Genomic DNA, 15,705 nt, shown 5'->3' with positions numbered 1-15,705 from the left:
GGGCGCCCAGGCGCGCCCCGGGCACGTCCCGGATCACAGGCCGTGGCTGCGATCATAGCCCGAGGGTGCCGGGCTTTTCCATCCCGCCAGCGCCCCCGCCACCGGGGTCAGGATGTCGATCTCCAGCGGATAGCAGGCGGCGGCATCCGAGCTGTGCTCGGCCGAACAATCCCCACCCGGACAGGCCGACAGCGCCCCCAACAGGTCGATCTCGCTGAAAAAGGTCAGGTGGTCGCCGGGCCGCACCGGGCTGGCCTTCATGAAATACTGCCCCGTGTCGCGAGTGAACCCGGTGCACATGAAGACGTTCAGCACGTCATGCACATGAGGCTCGGCCTCGGCCGCGCCGACGCCCAGATGCCCCGCCAGCGCCCGGGTCAGGTTGGAATGGCAGCAATGGTGATACTGCCCGCCGGACAGCAGGTTGTGGGTGTAGGGATCGCAGCGCGTGCCGATCACGTCATGGACCGAGCCGCCATGCTCATCCATCCCGTACCAGCCCAGACTGTCCTCGATCACCGTCGCCAGGGGCCGGAACCCGGGGAAAGAGGACCACAGCCGGTCGCCGGTGGTGACATGGGTGCCATGCAGGGCGCGGGTCTTGCCGGAATAGAACCGCTCCGTCAGGTCGCGGGCGTTCCACAGGTTCAGATCCCCCACCTGCGGCCCCTCGACCGAGCGGATGCGGAAAAACGCCCCGGCGGGCACCTCGAAGATGGTCGCCTCGCGCGGCGGCGCCACCCGGGTTTCGGTCACCTCCGCCCCGGCCAGGGCAGCCTGATAGAGCGCCAGATCGGGCTGCGGCAGGGTCTCGGTGGGATAGCAGATCACGGGGGGAATGGCGCGGCGCCGGGCCGCGTCGGCAGGCTGGGTCATGGGTCTCTCCTTTGCCCGACAGGAAGCCGCAGCCGCGCCCAGAGGGCAAGCCCCGACCTACCCCAGGATCGCTGCCCAACCGCCCCACCCTTCCGAGCGCCCCGGCCCCCGCCCCTGCCACGCAGGCCGCCCCAGACCGCCCTCCCCCGTCCCAGGTGTCCCGCCCCCTCTTCTCATTGCCCAAAATATCCCGGTGGGAATTGAGCCGCAGGCGAAAGGGGGGCAGAGCCCCCCCTTCTACGCCCCCACCCCGCCCGACAGACCCAACCAAAGGAAAAGGGGCCGCCAATGGCGACCCCCTTCCCTGGAGATGACGGTATTTGCCGGATCAGTCTTGCAGGACCACCACGTCCAGCGGCGGGAAGCCGTTGAAGCCGATCGAGGCATAGGTCGAGGTATAGGCGCCGCAGTTGCGGATGATGAACCGGTCGCCCGAGCGCAGGCCCAGGGGCAGATCCACCGGGCGCTTTTCGTAAAGCACGTCGGCGCTGTCGCAGGACGGGCCAGCCAGGATGCAGGGGCCGTGGCCCTCGTGGTCGCGCTCGGTCAGGAACTGATAGCGGATCGCCTCGTCCATGGTTTCGGCCAGGCCCGAGAACTTGCCGATGTCCAGGTAGACCCAGCGGTGCAGGTCGTTCTCGGACTTGCGCGACACCAGCAGCACCTCGGCGGCAATGGCGCCAGCCTCGGCCACCAGGCCGCGGCCCGGCTCTGCCATCACTTCGGCCACGTCCCCGAAGCGCTCGGTGATCAGCTCCATCACCCGGGCGGCATAGGGGGTCGGCCCCTGGATTTCCTCACCGTAGAAGGCGGGGAAGCCGCCACCGATGTTCAGCAGGGTCAGGGCGTGACCGGCCTCGATCGCGGCGTGCCAGACGGCGGCCACTTGATCCAGCGTCGCGGTCCACATCTCGGCGCGGCGGGTTTGCGAGCCCACGTGGAACGAGATACCGACCGGGGTCAGACCCAGCTCGACCGCGCGGTCCATCAGGCCGATGGCGCCTTCACGGGCAATGCCGAATTTGCGCGACAGCGGCCAGTCGGCTTCGGAGGCATCGACGATCAGACGGATGTAGACGGAAGCACCGGGGGCGAATTCCGCAATCTTTTCCAGCTCTTCCGGCGCATCGGCGGCAAAGAGGGTGACACCGGCGTGGAAGGCGAAGGCGATATCGCGCGGCTTCTTCACGGTGTTGCCGAAGGAGATGTGCGAGGGTTCCGCACCCTGGCTGAGGCACAGTTCGATCTCGGCGCGCGAGGCGGCGTCGAAGCCCGAGCCCAGGGCCACCAGGCGCTCGATGATCTCGCGCTGCGGGTTGGCTTTCACGGCATAGTGGATGCGGGCGCGACCCAGGCCTTCAGCCAGAGCGCGATACTGGGTTTCCACGCGGGCGATATCGAGGACCAGCGTCGGGCGCTCGAATTCGTTCTGGCGGATGAAGGTCTCGACACGGTTGGTGGGGCGCACAGCGGCGCTGGCCGAGAATTCGGCTGCAAAAGCGTTCATGGTCATCTCCAATAGACCCGGCCATATATGACCGCTCAGTTCCAAGGGAGACGTTACCGTCGCTACATAACCTTAGAGGTTTCGCCTAGGTTCGGGACCGGTTGGCCCAGCGACCCAGAGGCTGCCCTTTCGACAGAGGCGCGTGCGTTGGCGTCTTGAGCGCGCATATCGGGCCAATCGAAGATTCGTTCAAGAGGTATTTTTCGCGCGATCCAAGAAATTTTCGGCATCGCACCGCCGCCGCAACCCCCTGTAAATTTGAGCAAATTTGCAAGAGTCTGACGCAGGCCGATTTTTTGCCTTCAAGGGCCGTCGCGCGGCTCTGTCCGGGCGCAGATGCGGGGCGGTTTGCCATCAGCGGTGAACCGCTCGGCGCCGCACAGCGGACAGATGTAGAAGCTTTCGCCGTCGCGGTCGCGCGACCGGTCCATCCGCCAGCGGCAGGATTTCGTCGGCGAGGGGCCCCAGATCCACATGTACAGAAGGAACAGGGCAAAGCCGATGGGAATGAGAATGACCATGGGTCGGGTCTGAACCCGGGGCCCGGAAAAGACAAGCGCGCGGCCCCGAGGGAGGCGCCGCGCGCTGTCACATCCCCGCGAGGCCCCGAAGGGCTCAGGCAGCGGCGGTGTAGGGTTCGTAATCCTTCGCCTCGGCAGCGGTCGAAACGACCAGGCGCGGGGCGGGGGTGAAATATTCGTAAGCCACGTTCAGCGCGTCCAGCGCAGCCTGTGCGCGGCGCAGCTCTTCACGAGTGGGGGCGTTGGTATTCATCGGGTTGCCTCTTGTCTGCTGCGGCTCCCCTCCCTGACCCGCTTATGCCACGGCACGTACACGGGCAGGTCTGGCAAGTGGGAAGAGGCGCTATGCTGCACGTGCAAAGGTGCCTTTGCGGCAGGCGGGTGCCCCGCCTGCCCCGATCCCCCCCCCTAGCGGGGAAAGATTGCCTGCATCCGGTCGGTGAAATGGGCCCAGGTGAAGGCGGCGCGGTTGCCTGCAAGCCCGTGGTAATGGGACCGCCCCGAGGAATTGGGCAGCGCCGCCCAGACCCGGGCGAGGTTGTTCATGAAGCCGCGCCGCGACAGCTTTCCGGCCAGGAAACGGTCATAGCCCGCAAAGCGCAGCAGCGCGTCGGCCATCCGGTCCTGAAGTGCTGCGTCGAACACCAGGTGGCCGGGCAGATCCAGCTGCTTTTGCAGCCCGCGCAGGGTCTGCGGCACGATCTGATAGCGGCCAATGGCGTGCTGCTGGCCCGGGGTGGCCCGGATCCAGGCGTGGATCTCGTCCAGGGTCATGGCGGTCGGCGGCTTGGGCGGTTTCACCCGGGCCTGAAACTGTACGGAATCATAGCCCTTCGACGGATCCGCCTCGACCGAGGCGATCAGGTGCAGCAGCTGCGCCGTGGCTGTGCCCGGGCGCTGCGGCATGGGGCGCTGCGGCGACAGCCGGGCGCGTTCGGGCAGCGGCGCAAAGAACGAGGCCCCGGCGCGGTCGCGGAAGAGGCTGGGCCGGGCCGCGGCGGGCACGGCGCCGGGGGGCGGCACCAACGGGCGCGCCGGGGATGCCGCAAGGGGCGCCGCTGCGGCGGCCGGGGCCAGCGGGCGGGCGGCGGCCACCAGCAGGGGCCGCGATTCCTCGGTGCCGGGCATCAGGGAATAGGCCTCTGCCCCCTGCCCCGGCAGGAGCATCAGAAGGGCCAGGACAAAGAGAGGGGGCTTATGCCATCGGGTCATGCAGATCGTCTCGCCTTGGAACGGGCAGAAACTTGCAGAACCGAGTTAAGATCGAGTGTCGTGCAATGCAGTCTTCGCCGCCGCCCCGGGGCGACGGCAGCTGCGCCAGGCCAGGGCCTCAGGCCGTCAGTTCAAGACACGCCGCCTGGGTCACACGGGGGTGCCAGGTGACCTCGCCCCGGTGCCCCTCGTAGACCACGTCGAAGACGTGATGGGCATCGAGGAAATCCATCGCCTCTTCGCGGCTCATCGGCTTCGCCAGCTTCTCGGCGAAGAAGGTCGGGAAGATCATCGTATAGGCCCGGCAGGTGCGGCAGTTGATCGACGGGTGGCCACAGCTTTTGCCATCTTCCACCTTGCCCCCCAGCTGGCGATGCTGGTGCTGCGGGTCGCGCCCGGCAAAGCAGCCAGCCGGAGCGGTGCCATCTTCGGGCACATCGGCGAAGGTGACCGGGCTGGCAAAGATCCAGCGCGACAGGGCCTTGGTGAAGACCACCGTCTCGGGGAAATCGTCGATCACCGTACAGATCGCCTGATGGGCGCGCAGGTCGTCGGCTTCGGTCAGGATCAGGTTGTCGCTGCTGTCCTCGCCCTGGATATACAGATGCTCTTCCGCCGGGGCCTCGGCCGATAGATAGTCCGAATAGTCAGCGGTCGGGCTGTAGACCTGAAAGGTGATCTGAAGGCCCAGGCGCGCGCAATCCGAAACGACCGTGTAGATATCGTCGATGTTCTTGCTGTTGATCGTGTAGTTCATGATGGCCCGCGGGTCGGCGGCGGCGCTTTTCAACGTCTTTTCATAGCAATCGGCCCCGCGCCATTTCGCCGTCAGCTCGCGCGCGCCCCAGACCGAGACGTAAAGGCGAAAGGGCAAGGCCGGGTCTATGGGCTTGATCCCGTTGGTGTGGACCATGCCATTCTGCCAGTAGGTGCTGGCGATCCGCAGGGTCTTCTGCTCCAGCGAGGGTTCGGCCCCGGCCAGCAGCGGATAGGTGACGCCCCGCTGTTTCTCGCCCGCGAACATCTGATCGTACTTGGCCGCGGTCAGGCCCGAGGTGTCCCCTTCGAAGGTGCCATCGCGGTTGAAGAACAGGCAGCCTTCGCAGAACAGGTTACAGCGTGAAGAGATGTCGTAAACCGAGGTCACCCGGCTGCGCGAGGCGCGGGCGCGGTCATAGATCCGTTTGAATCGAGGGTCGTTTCGCACAAGTCCAACGAGGTTTTTCTGCATTGCAACTATACCAATAGGGGAGAGGAAAAATTCATTTCTCCTCACAAGAGTAGCAGATCGGCCTGCGCCGCCGCAGAACCTCTGCGGTCAAACTCCGGTGCATGGTCGGTTTCTTGCCGATCGCGCCGTTTGATTGCGCCGATATGACGGGGCGCCGCCGGATTATTGGGCATTGAACGACCGCGGGCCGTCCGACTCGCGCCAAAGCCGAGGAGCGCGCGCGCCCCGCTCCGCCCGCAACGCAAAAAGCCCCGGCCTTTCGACCGGGGCTTTCCAGGATCTGTCGGTACGGCGTCGATCAGACGGCGCGTTCGACCATCATCTGCTTGATCGAGGCGATGGCCGCCGCCGGGTTCAGACCCTTGGGGCAGGTCTTGGCGCAGTTCATGATGGTGTGGCAGCGATACAGCTTGAACGGGTCTTCCAGGTTGTCCAGACGCTCGCCGGTGGCCTCGTCGCGGCTGTCGATCAGCCAGCGGTAGGCGTGCAGCAGGGCGGCCGGGCCCAGGTAGCGGTCGCCGTTCCACCAGTAGCTGGGGCAGGAGGTGGAGCAGGAGGCGCACATGACGCATTCATAGAGGCCGTCCAGCTTCTTGCGGTCCTCGATGGACTGGCGCCATTCCTTGGCCGGGCGGTTGGTCTTGGTTTCCAGCCAGGGCATGATCGAGGCGTGCTGGGCGTAGAAATGGGTCAGGTCCGGGATCAGGTCCTTCACCACCGGCATATGCGGCAGCGGGTAGATGGTGACGTCGCCCTTGATCTCGTCCAGGCCGAAGATACAGGCCAGGGTGTTGTGGCCGTCGATGTTCATCGCGCAAGAGCCACAGATGCCTTCGCGGCAGGAGCGGCGGAAGGTCAGCGTGGGGTCGATCTCGTTCTTGATCTTGATCAGCGCGTCCAGAACCATCGGCCCGCATTTGTCCATGTCGAGGAAGTAGGTATCGACACGGGGGTTGCCGCCCTCTTCGGGCGACCAGCGGTAGATCTTGAACTTGCGGACGTTCGTGGCGCCCTCCGGCTTGGGCCAGGTCTTGCCCGTGGTCATACGGGAGTTCTTGGGAAGGGTCAGTTGAACCATGTTCAGGCCTCCGGTTTGGTGTCTCTGGCGGCACGGCATTCCATCGGGAATGCGGTCTGCTGGGTGATGCGGAACGCGGGTGTCATGCGGCGCGCAGCTCCTCGAATTGCGAGAAGAAGCGCGGCACAAGGTCATGGGACGCGGTCAGGTCGATCTCGATCGGCGCGTCTAGCAGCGCGTCGAGCCGGTCGGGCGCCTCGGCCCGGTCGACCACGGGAATCTGGGTCAGGGCGCCGATCTCGCGGGCCCGGTTGTCGACCGCCAGGATGACGCTGCGCCGTCCGGCGTGCAGCCCCTGGATACCGCCATGCAGGCGCGAGCCGATCACGTCGAGCGGCGCCGGATCGGCCAGGGCACGGTCATAGGCGGCCAGGTTCGGCGCGATGCGCTGCGCGGCCGGCCGGTTGGTGAAACTGTCGAGATAGGCGATGTCCTCGATCTGCTGCGCCCAGAAGCTGAACCGCGTGTAGCGGCCTTGCAGCCAGTCGAGGAAGCGCGCATCGGCGGCGCGGTCGGCGCGATAGGCGGTCAGCGAGAAGATCACGTGATCGGGCCGCGTGGGCGCGAAGGCCTGCTGGCGCGGCAGGGTCCAGATCGTCGGGCAAGAGCCGTTCAGGGCGCGGCGCCCAGCGGCCTCGACGATCTTCTCGGCAGAGCCATCGCGGACGGAATGGGTAAAGCGCGGCGACAGGATCCGCGCCAGGCGGCGGATCTGGCGGCGGTCGGCGCGGCCGGTCCAGGCGCGGTTGGCCCCCACCCCGAAGAGCACCAGCTTGCCTTCCAGGGCCCGCACATCGGCGCGCGACATCGGCAGCAGCCCGCCGCGCGAACTCCACTTCGCGGAAAGCGCGTTGGTGCCCAGCAGAAAGACGCTGTCGGCGGCCTCGACCTGGCGGCGGCCAAAGCGGCCCAGCCCGTCATGGGAGGCCGAGGTGGTCACATAGGCCTCGGGAAAGGCGGCCTCGATCTGGGCGCGCAGGTGGCGGGCGATGATCTCGTCGCCGATGTTGTCGCTGGCCACCGAGGTATCCAGCAGATGCAGATGCAGCGGACCGGCGCCGGTGCCGGAACGGGCATCGGGGGCTTTGGTCGGGCTCTGCGCGGGCTGGGTCATCGTCATGGCGTCACGGGTTCCGGGGGCTGCCGCCGCCGGACGCGGTCCGGCAGAGGCGGTGCGGCGAAGGGACCGGGTAGCGGCAGCGCCGCGGCCCCCTGTCGCGGAGGTGGCCGTCGGCCGCTGCGCGGACCCGGTCGCGCCCCGAAAGGGGACGACACGGCCCGGTGCAGCGGCCGACCGCCGCATCATCAGAAGGTCCGCGCCTTGGGCGCGATCTTCTTGAGCGAGATGCCGCCCTCGTCCTCGGTCGTCAGCGGATCGTGGACGATCGGACGGTAGGACAGCTCGACCTTGGGGCCTTCGACGCGGGCGATGGTGTGCACGCGCCAGTTCTCGTCGTCCCGCTCGGCATAGTCCTCATGCGCATGGGCGCCGCGGCTTTCGTGGCGCGCTTCGGCGCCAACGATGGTGGCCATGGCATTGGGCATCAGGTTGGTCAGTTCCAGCGTTTCCATCAGGTCGCTGTTCCAGACCAGCGAGCGGTCGGTCACATGCACGTCGGGCAGCTTGGCCGCGATCGCTTCCATCTTCTCGACGCCGTCCTTCAGGGTGTCGCTGGCGCGGAACACGGCGGCGTCGGCCTGCATGGTGCGCTGCATTTCCAGACGCAGTTCCGCGGTCGGGATGCCACCCTTGGCGTTGCGGTAGTAGTCGAAGCGCTCGAAGGCCTTCTCGACACCGGCCTTGTTGGTGGCGGGAATGGCGCTTTCGCGGTCCACCACCTCACCGGCGCGCAGGGCGGCGGCACGGCCAAAGACGACCAGGTCGATCAGCGAGTTCGAGCCCAGGCGGTTGGCCCCATGGACCGAGGCACAGCCCGCTTCGCCCACGGCCATCAGGCCCGGGACGACGGCGGTCGGGTTCTCTGCCGTCGGGTTCAGCACCTCACCATGATAGTTGGTGGGGATACCGCCCATGTTGTAGTGCACGGTCGGCAGAACCGGGATCGGTTCCTTGGTCACGTCCACACCGGCAAAGATCTTGGCCGATTCCGAAATCCCCGGCAGGCGTTCCGCCAGCGCTTCGGCGGGCAGGTGCGACAGGTTCAGGTGGATGTGGTCGCCATGTTCGCCGACGCCGCGGCCTTCGCGGATCTCCATGGTCATGGAGCGCGAGACATAGTCGCGGGGCGCCAGGTCCTTGTACTGGGGCGCATAACGCTCCATGAACCGTTCGCCTTCGGAGTTGGTCAGATAGCCGCCCTCGCCGCGCGCGCCTTCGGTGATCAGGCAGCCCGAACCGTAGATGCCGGTCGGGTGGAACTGCACGAATTCCATGTCCTGAAGGGGCAGGCCCGCACGGGCCACCATGCCGCCACCGTCGCCGGTGCAGGTATGGGCCGAGGTGGCCGAGAAATAGGCACGCCCGTAGCCGCCGGTGGCCAGCACGACCATCTTGGCGTTGAAGACATGCATGGTGCCGTCATCCAGCTTCCAGCAGACGACGCCGGTGCAGACACCGTCATCGGACATCAGCAGGTCGATGGCGAAATACTCGATGTAGAACTCGGCGTTGTTCTTCAGCGACTGACCATAGAGCGTGTGCAGGATGGCGTGGCCGGTCCGGTCGGCGGCGGCACAGGTCCGCTGCACGGCGGGGCCTTCGCCAAACTCGGTGGTGTGACCACCGAAGGGCCGCTGGTAGATCTTGCCTTCCTCGGTGCGCGAGAAGGGCACGCCGTAGTGCTCCAGCTCGTAGACGGCCTTGGGGGCCGAACGCGCCAAGTATTCCATGGCGTCGGTGTCACCCAGCCAGTCCGAGCCCTTGACGGTGTCGTACATGTGCCACTGCCAGTTATCCGGGCCCATGTTGGACAGCGAGGCGGCGATGCCGCCCTGTGCCGCCACGGTGTGCGAGCGGGTCGGGAAAACCTTGGTCACGCAGGCGGTGCGCAGCCCCTGTTCGGCCATGCCCAGGGTGGCGCGCAGACCCGCGCCACCGGCGCCGACCACGACCACGTCATATTCGTGCGTTTCGTATTCGTAAGCAGCCATTGGAAACCTCGGGTCTTAGACGTCGATCTCGATCGTCACGCCGGAAGCGGCGAACGCGAGCTTGATCAGGGCATAGGTGCCGGTGGCGGCGATGGCATAGGCCAGGCAGGTCACGGCGATGATGGTCAGGCGGCCCTTGGCACCGTGGATGTAATCCTCGATCGCCATCTGCGCGCCCGACTTGAAGTGCAGCATCCCGACCCAGAGGGTAAGCAGGGCGACCAGCGCCGGGAAGGGACGGGAATAATAGCTCACCACCTCTTCATAGCTGCCGCCCAGGGCGCAGCCGAAGGTGAAGACGAAGAGAACGACAAGCGGGATCAGGGCGAAGGAGGTGACCTGCATGAACCAGTGATGTTCGGTGCCGGTCTTCGAGGCGCCCATGCCCACGGCGCGCTTGCGGTCGGTCAGATAACGCATGGCTGGCTTTCCTCTCAGACGATGATGATGGTCAGCAGGGTCAGGACGACCGAGCCGCCGATGATGCCCCAGCCGAGCTTGTCGGCGGTTTCGACATCCAGGCAATAGCCGTTGTCCCACAGCAGGTGACGCACACCGGCCAGGCTGTGATACCACAGGCCAAGCGCCGACAGGGTCATGATGATGTCACCGATGAACGAGGTCAGCACATAGTCGGCCACGGCGAAATACTCGGGCCCCGAAGAGGCGGCCAGCAGCCACCAGGCCACCAGCAGCGCCGAGACGACCATCGCGTTCCCGGTGATCCGGGTCAGAATGGAGGTGACGGAGTTGAGCTGGAACCTGTAGTGCTTCCCGAGCATGAATGGAGAGAGCGGGCGGTTGCCCCGGTTCACATCGGCCATGGCATGTCCTTTCCGGATTTCCCTTGGCCCCCGGTTTACGCAGATCGCGTGCGCTTGTCATCCTCTCCGGGGCGCATGGTCCCGAGAATTTGACCAAAGCAACCATATCTTTCCCGTCTTGTGATCACGGAAAATGAGGCTGTGATCACGTATTGGGCAGCGCGAAATTCCGACTGATTTGCTAGGTTTTGCGACTTGATTCTGCGCCCTTTTCCCCCTGCGGGCGAAAAGGCCGGGCCTCTGGCAGGGATATTTGACGCCAGAAAATCGCCAGGACCGGGGCGCGCAAGGGCCACCGCAGCGCCCCGCTGGCGCGCCCGCCGGGCCCCTGCCCGCCCACGCGGATCCGCGCCCGCCCTGCTGATATTTGTTGGCCGGAAATATCCCCGCCAGAGGCCTGGCCCGGACCGCGTCCGGGCCAGTTTTCAGCGCGGCACCAGGGCCCAGTAGTCCAGATCCAGCAGCACATGCGGCAGGTATTTCCCGTCCTCGCCACGCAGGGTGAAGGGCTCGCCCCCCGAGGTCGCCACCAGCCGCAGACGCAGGGCACCGACGCCCGGCGCGCCGGTCTCGGCGCGGTCCAGCACCTCGGACCAGGCCTTGATCGTGGTGCCTGCGAAACAGGGGTTGGCGTGCGCGCCGCCGTTCAGCGCCACGATCATCTGGGCATTGGCCAGCCCGTTGAAGGACAGGGCGCGGGCCATGGAGATCACGTGGCCGCCGTAGATCAGCCGCTGACCATCGGGGCGGAAGGTGGCGTCGAAATGGACCTTGGCGGTGTTCTGCCACAGGCGCGTGGCCAGCATGTGTTCGGCCTCTTCCACGGTCGAGCCGTCCACATGGTCGATCCGCTCTCCCACCTCGTAGTCGCCCCAGGCGTGGGCTTCCCCCGCCAGAGCGAAGTCGTAGCCGGTGAAATCCAGCCCCGCGGGCACCAGCAGATCCGACGCGGCTACGGCATCGGCCAGCGCGGGCACATGGGTTTCGGGGGCGGGCGCGTCCAGGTTGCCCTTGCGCACCATGACCCAGCGAACATAACTCAGCACCACGGCGCCGCGCTGGTTCAGCCCCTCGGTACGCACCCAGACCACCCCGGTCTTGCCGTTCGAGTTCTGCTTCAGCCCGATCACGGTCGAGCGCGCGGTCAGCGTGTCGCCCGGATAGACCGGCGCCAGCCAGCGCCCCTCGGCATAGCCTAGGTTGGCGACCGCGTTCAGCGAGATGTCCGGCACCGTCTTGCCGAAGACCAGGTGAAAGGCCGCCAGATCGTCGATCGGCGCCCCCGGCAATCCGCAGGCCCGGGCGAATTCATCCGAGGAGTAAAGCGCGCCGCGCGCCGGGTAGAGCGCGTGATAGAGCACGCGCTCGCCCGGGGTGACGGTGCGGGGCACCGCGTGGACGATGGTCTCGCCCAGGGTGTAGTCCTCGAAGAAACGGCCCGGGTTGGTCTTCATGTCAGTAGGCTCCAAGCTTGATGTCGGGGGAATAGGTGCCGTCGACCTCTTTCACCACCGCCTGACCGCAGCGCATGGTGCCGTTGGCGGCGTCATAGGCATAGGTCGGGTCGCCATGCAGCTCCCAACCGGCGTTCAGCGCGGCGGTCACCTTGTGGCAGAAGGCAGAGGTGTCGTCTTCGGACAGGAAACGGTACAGCTTCATCGCGGGCCTCACATCGGCAGGGGGTTCGGGCCGACAAGGCCGTGGATCAGCACGATCAGCGCATAGGCCACCAGGGTGGCGACGATCAGGATCGCGTCCTTCTTCGCCGAGGGCACGATCGGCGCAGGCGCGGCCTGGCGGCGGTTGGTCATCACCCAGCCCGCGACAGCCCACAGGATCATGCCGCCGAACAGCAGGATCGAGGCCACATCGCCGCGCACCAGCAGGTGCGAGAGGCCCCACAGGATGGTGCCCGCGAACATCGGATGGCGCACCCAGGCGCGCAGGTGGCTGGTGCCCTTGGCCGCGCCAAAGAGCGCCACCGAAAACAGCATCAGCAGGTTGTTCAGGTGCTGCCCCCAGGCGGGCGGCGCATAGACGAAGATGACATCGGCCGAGCGATAGCCCAATACCATCAACACGATAGCCACCACGGCGGTGACCGCCACCAGCCCCTTGGCGGTGCCATCGGACAGCCCGGCCCGCAGGCCGGGGGTGTATTCCTTCATTACATGGGGCCAGGTCCACAGGACCAGGCCAAGCAGGATGAGTGCCATGAGAGGTGCCTCTTTCAGGTGTCTTCGGGCCCCACACTGGTCCGCTCAGCCCGCCTGTGCAATGGCCTCCGCCTTGGCCAGGGTCTTGCGCGCCGTGTCCACATGCAGGTTCTCGACGATCTTGCCATCCACCACGGCCACGCCCTGGCCGGTGGCCAGCACCTCTTCGTAGGCGGCGATCTGCCGCCGGGCCAGATCGACCTCGGCCTCCGACGGGGCGAAGACGCGGTTGGCGGTCTCGACCTGGGCGGGGTGGATCAGCGTCTTGCCGTCAAAGCCCAGATCGCGACCCTGTTCGCATTCCGCCTCCAGCCCGGCCTCGTCCTTGAACTGGTTGTAGACGCCATCGGCGGCGATCACGTCATGGGCGCGGGCAGCCATCAGGATGGTCTGCAAGGCCATCTGCATGGGCAACCGGTCGGCGCGGGTGCGGCAGTTCAGCTCTTTCGCCAGGTCGTTGGTGCCCGCAACGAAGCCCTGCACCCGGGGGTGGGCGGCAATTTCCAGCGCGTTGAAGATCGCCAGCGGCGTTTCCATCATCGCCCAGATCGGCACATCGCACAGGGCCGCCAGCGCGTCGATATCGGCGGCGGAATTGACCTTGGGCAGCAGGATCGCGTCGATATCGGCGCCCGCCAGCGCCGCCACGTCGCCGCGCCCCCATTCCGTGTCCAGCCCGTTGACCCGCACGATCTTGGCCCGCGGGCCATAGCCGCCTTCGGCCAAGGCGGCGGCCAGGGTGTCCCGCGCCGCCTCTTTGGCCTCGGGCATCACCGCGTCTTCCAGATCGAACAGGATCGCGTCCACGGCCAGGCTGCGGGCCTTCTCCAAGGCGCGCTCTTTCGAGCCGGGGATATAGAGCAAAGAGCGGTAGGGGCGCAGGGCAGCATCCATGGGAGAACCTCGGGTGAGTAATTTTCTTGCGCCGAGGTGACACAATCGGACCGATTAGTTCAAGCCCAATCCGCATCCCCCGGTGATTTTTCGCCGCGCCGCCGCATTCGGGCGCCGCGGCGGGCGGGTCACGGGCAAAGGATAGCGGCTTTGGCCGGGCTGTTAACCAGATTTCAGCACTTTCGCCCGCAGGCTGATCCCGCGACGGACCGGAACGGGGCCGCGCGGACAGAGGATGACCCCGCCGGGCGGCCCCCGCCCCGACGTGCCACCTGCCTGCCGCCGCCGCGCCCTGACGCCGGGGGTCGGCCTTCGCTTGAAAGGGCCCCGATGACCTATTCCCTGCCCCCCGCCCCGCCGATCCTGGCCGCCCTGCGCCTTGCCCTGCGGCATCCCTCTCCGCCCCGCCTGTCCTGGATCCGCCGAGCCCTGGCCCTGGCCGCGCTGTTCTGCGCGGGCGTTGGCCTGCCCGGCCCTCCACCTGCCCAGAGCCAGTTCCAGACCCTGACCAGCGGCGCCCGCGCCTGCGCGCCGCGCGACGTGGTGCTGGACCGGCTTGCGGAAGGCTATGGCGAGACGCGGAAATCCATCGGCCTGGGCTCCGACAATGCCATGATCGAGGTCTTCGCGTCGGACGATAGCGGCACCTGGACGATCACCGTCACCTCACCCCAGGGCATCACCTGCCTGATCGCCAGCGGCCAGGCCTATGAACGGCTGAACGAGACCCTGCCGGGCGACGATCAGGACGCGTGACGCGGCTCGCAATAGCGGGCGCGGACTGTCGTGCCGTCGCGAGGCACAGGCCCGCCACGCAGGGCCGGCCCGGCGTCGCAGACCCCCGTCCCGCGACGCGCCGCAGAATCGCGCAGGGCCCGACCCGCGCCCGCCCCCCGCAGGGGACAGGGCCCGAAAACTGCCTGCGCAACCGGCAGCCAGGGGGCCCGGGCGGCCCGCCGCCCGGCGGCGGAGCCCGGCACAGAGGCTTGATAAGACACAAACTTTCACCATTCCGTGACGGATCTTCGCCCCTGCCCCACCCTCTGCACCCTTGCGTCGGGACCGCAAAGGGCCTAGGCCATCCTCGACGTTTCAACCGGACCGGAGACAGAAACAATGGCCAGACCCAAGATTGCCCTCATCGGCGCAGGGCAGATCGGTGGCACCCTTGCTCACCTCGCAGCCCTGAAAGAACTGGGTGACGTTGTCCTTTTCGACATCGCGGAAGGCACCCCCGAGGGCAAGGCGCTCGACATCGCCGAATCCGGCCCCTCGGAAGGCTTTGACGCCAAGCTGAAGGGCACCCAGTCCTACGCCGATATCGCGGGCGCGGATGTCTGCATCGTGACCGCCGGCGTGCCGCGCAAGCCGGGCATGTCCCGCGACGACCTGCTGGGCATCAACCTGAAGGTCATGAAATCCGTCGGCGAAGGCATCAAGGAAAATGCCCCGAATGCCTTCGTGATCTGCATCACCAACCCGCTGGACGCGATGGTCTGGGCCCTGCAGAAATTCTCGGGCCTGCCGGCCGAGAAGGTCTGCGGCATGGCCGGCGTTCTGGACAGCGCCCGTTTCCGCCACTTCCTGTCGGTGGAATTCGACGTGTCCATGAAGGACGTGACCGCCTTCGTGCTGGGCGGCCATGGCGACACCATGGTGCCGTCGGTGCGCTATTCCACCGTGGCCGGCATCCCGCTGCCCGACCTGGTCGAGATGGGCTGGACCACGCAAGAGAAGCTGGACGCGATCCTGCAACGCACCCGTGACGGCGGCGCCGAGATCGTCGGCCTGCTGAAGACCGGTTCGGCCTTCTACGCGCCCGCCACTTCGGCCATCGAAATGGCCGAAGCCTATCTGAAAGACCAGAAGCGCGTCCTGCCCTGCGCCGCCTATTGCGATGGCGACCTGGGCGTGAAGGACATGTATGTCGGCGTGCCGACCGTGATCGGCGCCGGTGGCATCGAGCGGATCGTGAACATCAAGCTCAACAAGGAAGAGCAAGAGATGTTCGACAAGTCCGTCGACGCGGTCAAAGGCCTGGTTGAGGCCTGCAAGGGCATCGACAGCTCGCTGGCCTGAGCGCCCGCGCCTGACTGAGATTTCGAACGGGCCGCGCGGGATCGCGCGGCCCGTTTCGCGTTTCGGCCCCCGCCGCCTGCGGCGCCCCGGGCGCTGCGCCCTACCCGTTCCGCGCCAGGCCTGCTAGGATCGCCCGGAAAACATGGCGCGCCACAG

General features: G+C 66.8%; 17 protein-coding genes. 2 read left to right on the top strand and 15 right to left on the bottom strand.

Annotated features, from left to right (window positions below; all coding sequences use genetic code 11):
• Positions 1–33: 33 nt before the first annotated feature.
• The 15 genes from ACRARE_RS12300 to ACRARE_RS12230 all read right to left on the bottom strand — a co-directional run bounded on the left by ACRARE_RS12300 (position 34) and on the right by ACRARE_RS12230 (position 13,470).
• Complete coding sequence (locus ACRARE_RS12300) at positions 34–876, bottom strand: urea carboxylase-associated family protein (RefSeq protein ID WP_432656737.1); 843 nt, start codon at positions 874–876, stop codon at positions 34–36.
• Positions 877–1,204: 328 nt separating this feature from the next.
• On the bottom strand, positions 1,205–2,383 hold the full coding sequence (locus ACRARE_RS12295) for a type III PLP-dependent enzyme (protein WP_432656736.1): 1,179 nt from the start codon (positions 2,381–2,383) through the stop codon (positions 1,205–1,207).
• A 302-nt stretch (positions 2,384–2,685) separates the two neighbouring features.
• A complete protein-coding gene (locus tag ACRARE_RS12290) occupies positions 2,686–2,904 on the bottom strand; it encodes a hypothetical protein (RefSeq protein ID WP_432656735.1) in 219 nt (72 codons plus the stop codon).
• A 94-nt stretch (positions 2,905–2,998) separates the two neighbouring features.
• Positions 2,999–3,157, bottom strand: coding sequence for a hypothetical protein (locus ACRARE_RS12285; RefSeq protein ID WP_432656734.1), 159 nt, complete (start codon positions 3,155–3,157; stop codon positions 2,999–3,001).
• Between the two features lie 155 nt (positions 3,158–3,312).
• Positions 3,313–4,116 (bottom strand): lysozyme family protein, encoded by an 804-nt coding sequence (locus tag ACRARE_RS12280; protein WP_432656733.1) that lies wholly within the window; start codon positions 4,114–4,116, stop codon positions 3,313–3,315.
• Between the two features lie 118 nt (positions 4,117–4,234).
• Entirely contained in the window at positions 4,235–5,347 is a 1,113-nt protein-coding gene (locus tag ACRARE_RS12275; RefSeq protein WP_432656732.1) for a hypothetical protein, read from the bottom strand.
• A gap of 298 nt (positions 5,348–5,645) precedes the next feature.
• Entirely contained in the window at positions 5,646–6,425 is a 780-nt protein-coding gene (locus ACRARE_RS12270; protein ID WP_432656731.1) for a succinate dehydrogenase iron-sulfur subunit, read from the bottom strand.
• 82 nt (positions 6,426–6,507) lie between these two features.
• Positions 6,508–7,545, bottom strand: a complete 1,038-nt coding sequence (locus tag ACRARE_RS12265) for a polysaccharide pyruvyl transferase family protein (protein WP_432656730.1) — start codon at positions 7,543–7,545, stop codon at positions 6,508–6,510.
• 185 nt (positions 7,546–7,730) lie between these two features.
• Positions 7,731–9,536, bottom strand: coding sequence for a succinate dehydrogenase flavoprotein subunit (gene sdhA, locus ACRARE_RS12260; RefSeq protein WP_432656729.1), 1,806 nt, complete (start codon positions 9,534–9,536; stop codon positions 7,731–7,733).
• A gap of 15 nt (positions 9,537–9,551) precedes the next feature.
• Entirely contained in the window at positions 9,552–9,956 is a 405-nt protein-coding gene (gene sdhD, locus ACRARE_RS12255) for a succinate dehydrogenase, hydrophobic membrane anchor protein (RefSeq protein WP_432656728.1), read from the bottom strand.
• A gap of 14 nt (positions 9,957–9,970) precedes the next feature.
• Positions 9,971–10,360 (bottom strand): succinate dehydrogenase, cytochrome b556 subunit, encoded by a 390-nt coding sequence (sdhC, locus tag ACRARE_RS12250; protein WP_432656727.1) that lies wholly within the window; start codon positions 10,358–10,360, stop codon positions 9,971–9,973.
• Between the two features lie 425 nt (positions 10,361–10,785).
• Positions 10,786–11,814, bottom strand: coding sequence for a MaoC family dehydratase (locus ACRARE_RS12245; protein ID WP_432656726.1), 1,029 nt, complete (start codon positions 11,812–11,814; stop codon positions 10,786–10,788).
• Position 11,815: 1 nt separating this feature from the next.
• Positions 11,816–12,019 (bottom strand): DUF1737 domain-containing protein, encoded by a 204-nt coding sequence (locus ACRARE_RS12240; RefSeq protein WP_222479793.1) that lies wholly within the window; start codon positions 12,017–12,019, stop codon positions 11,816–11,818.
• Positions 12,020–12,027: 8 nt separating this feature from the next.
• Positions 12,028–12,576 (bottom strand): NnrU family protein, encoded by a 549-nt coding sequence (locus ACRARE_RS12235; RefSeq protein ID WP_432656725.1) that lies wholly within the window; start codon positions 12,574–12,576, stop codon positions 12,028–12,030.
• Positions 12,577–12,621: 45 nt separating this feature from the next.
• The gene (locus tag ACRARE_RS12230) at positions 12,622–13,470 is read right to left on the bottom strand and encodes an HpcH/HpaI aldolase/citrate lyase family protein (RefSeq protein ID WP_432656724.1); all 849 of its coding nucleotides are present in this window, start codon (positions 13,468–13,470) and stop codon (positions 12,622–12,624) included.
• 330 nt (positions 13,471–13,800) lie between these two features.
• Between ACRARE_RS12230 and ACRARE_RS12225 the strand changes: the two genes are divergently transcribed.
• Both ACRARE_RS12225 and mdh read left to right on the top strand, forming a co-directional pair.
• Positions 13,801–14,226 carry a hypothetical protein gene (locus ACRARE_RS12225; RefSeq protein ID WP_432656723.1) on the top strand — a complete coding sequence of 142 codons (426 nt, stop codon included), beginning with the start codon at positions 13,801–13,803 and terminating at the stop codon, positions 14,224–14,226.
• A gap of 360 nt (positions 14,227–14,586) precedes the next feature.
• The gene (gene mdh / locus ACRARE_RS12220; protein WP_432656722.1) at positions 14,587–15,549 is read left to right on the top strand and encodes a malate dehydrogenase; all 963 of its coding nucleotides are present in this window, start codon (positions 14,587–14,589) and stop codon (positions 15,547–15,549) included.
• Positions 15,550–15,705: the final 156 nt, after the last annotated feature.

This window comes from Pseudooceanicola aquaeponti (genome assembly GCF_050897975.1).
GTDB lineage: Bacteria > Pseudomonadota > Alphaproteobacteria > Rhodobacterales > Rhodobacteraceae > Pseudooceanicola.
Note: the sequence above shows the minus strand (reverse complement) of the source record. Positions and strands in the feature narration are given on the sequence as shown.

Bases quoted from the DNA above. Each gene is read 5' to 3' on its own strand.
- mdh (WP_432656722.1), top strand. From the start codon at position 14,587: ATGGCCAGACCCAAGATTGCCCTCATCGGCGCAGGGCAGATCGGTGGC.
- ACRARE_RS12240 (WP_222479793.1), bottom strand. From the start codon at position 12,019: ATGAAGCTGTACCGTTTCCTGTCCGAAGACGACACCTCTGCCTTCTGC.
- ACRARE_RS12270 (WP_432656731.1), bottom strand. From the start codon at position 6,425: ATGGTTCAACTGACCCTTCCCAAGAACTCCCGTATGACCACGGGCAAG.
- sdhC (WP_432656727.1), bottom strand. From the start codon at position 10,360: ATGGCCGATGTGAACCGGGGCAACCGCCCGCTCTCTCCATTCATGCTC.
- ACRARE_RS12245 (WP_432656726.1), bottom strand. From the start codon at position 11,814: ATGAAGACCAACCCGGGCCGTTTCTTCGAGGACTACACCCTGGGCGAG.
- ACRARE_RS12290 (WP_432656735.1), bottom strand. From the start codon at position 2,904: ATGGTCATTCTCATTCCCATCGGCTTTGCCCTGTTCCTTCTGTACATG.
- ACRARE_RS12265 (WP_432656730.1), bottom strand. From the start codon at position 7,545: ATGACGATGACCCAGCCCGCGCAGAGCCCGACCAAAGCCCCCGATGCC.
- ACRARE_RS12280 (WP_432656733.1), bottom strand. From the start codon at position 4,116: ATGACCCGATGGCATAAGCCCCCTCTCTTTGTCCTGGCCCTTCTGATG.
- ACRARE_RS12300 (WP_432656737.1), bottom strand. From the start codon at position 876: ATGACCCAGCCTGCCGACGCGGCCCGGCGCCGCGCCATTCCCCCCGTG.
- sdhA (WP_432656729.1), bottom strand. From the start codon at position 9,536: ATGGCTGCTTACGAATACGAAACGCACGAATATGACGTGGTCGTGGTC.
- ACRARE_RS12275 (WP_432656732.1), bottom strand. From the start codon at position 5,347: ATGCAGAAAAACCTCGTTGGACTTGTGCGAAACGACCCTCGATTCAAA.
- ACRARE_RS12235 (WP_432656725.1), bottom strand. From the start codon at position 12,576: ATGGCACTCATCCTGCTTGGCCTGGTCCTGTGGACCTGGCCCCATGTA.
- ACRARE_RS12285 (WP_432656734.1), bottom strand. From the start codon at position 3,157: ATGAATACCAACGCCCCCACTCGTGAAGAGCTGCGCCGCGCACAGGCT.
- ACRARE_RS12230 (WP_432656724.1), bottom strand. From the start codon at position 13,470: ATGGATGCTGCCCTGCGCCCCTACCGCTCTTTGCTCTATATCCCCGGC.
- ACRARE_RS12295 (WP_432656736.1), bottom strand. From the start codon at position 2,383: ATGAACGCTTTTGCAGCCGAATTCTCGGCCAGCGCCGCTGTGCGCCCC.
- sdhD (WP_432656728.1), bottom strand. From the start codon at position 9,956: ATGCGTTATCTGACCGACCGCAAGCGCGCCGTGGGCATGGGCGCCTCG.
- ACRARE_RS12225 (WP_432656723.1), top strand. From the start codon at position 13,801: ATGACCTATTCCCTGCCCCCCGCCCCGCCGATCCTGGCCGCCCTGCGC.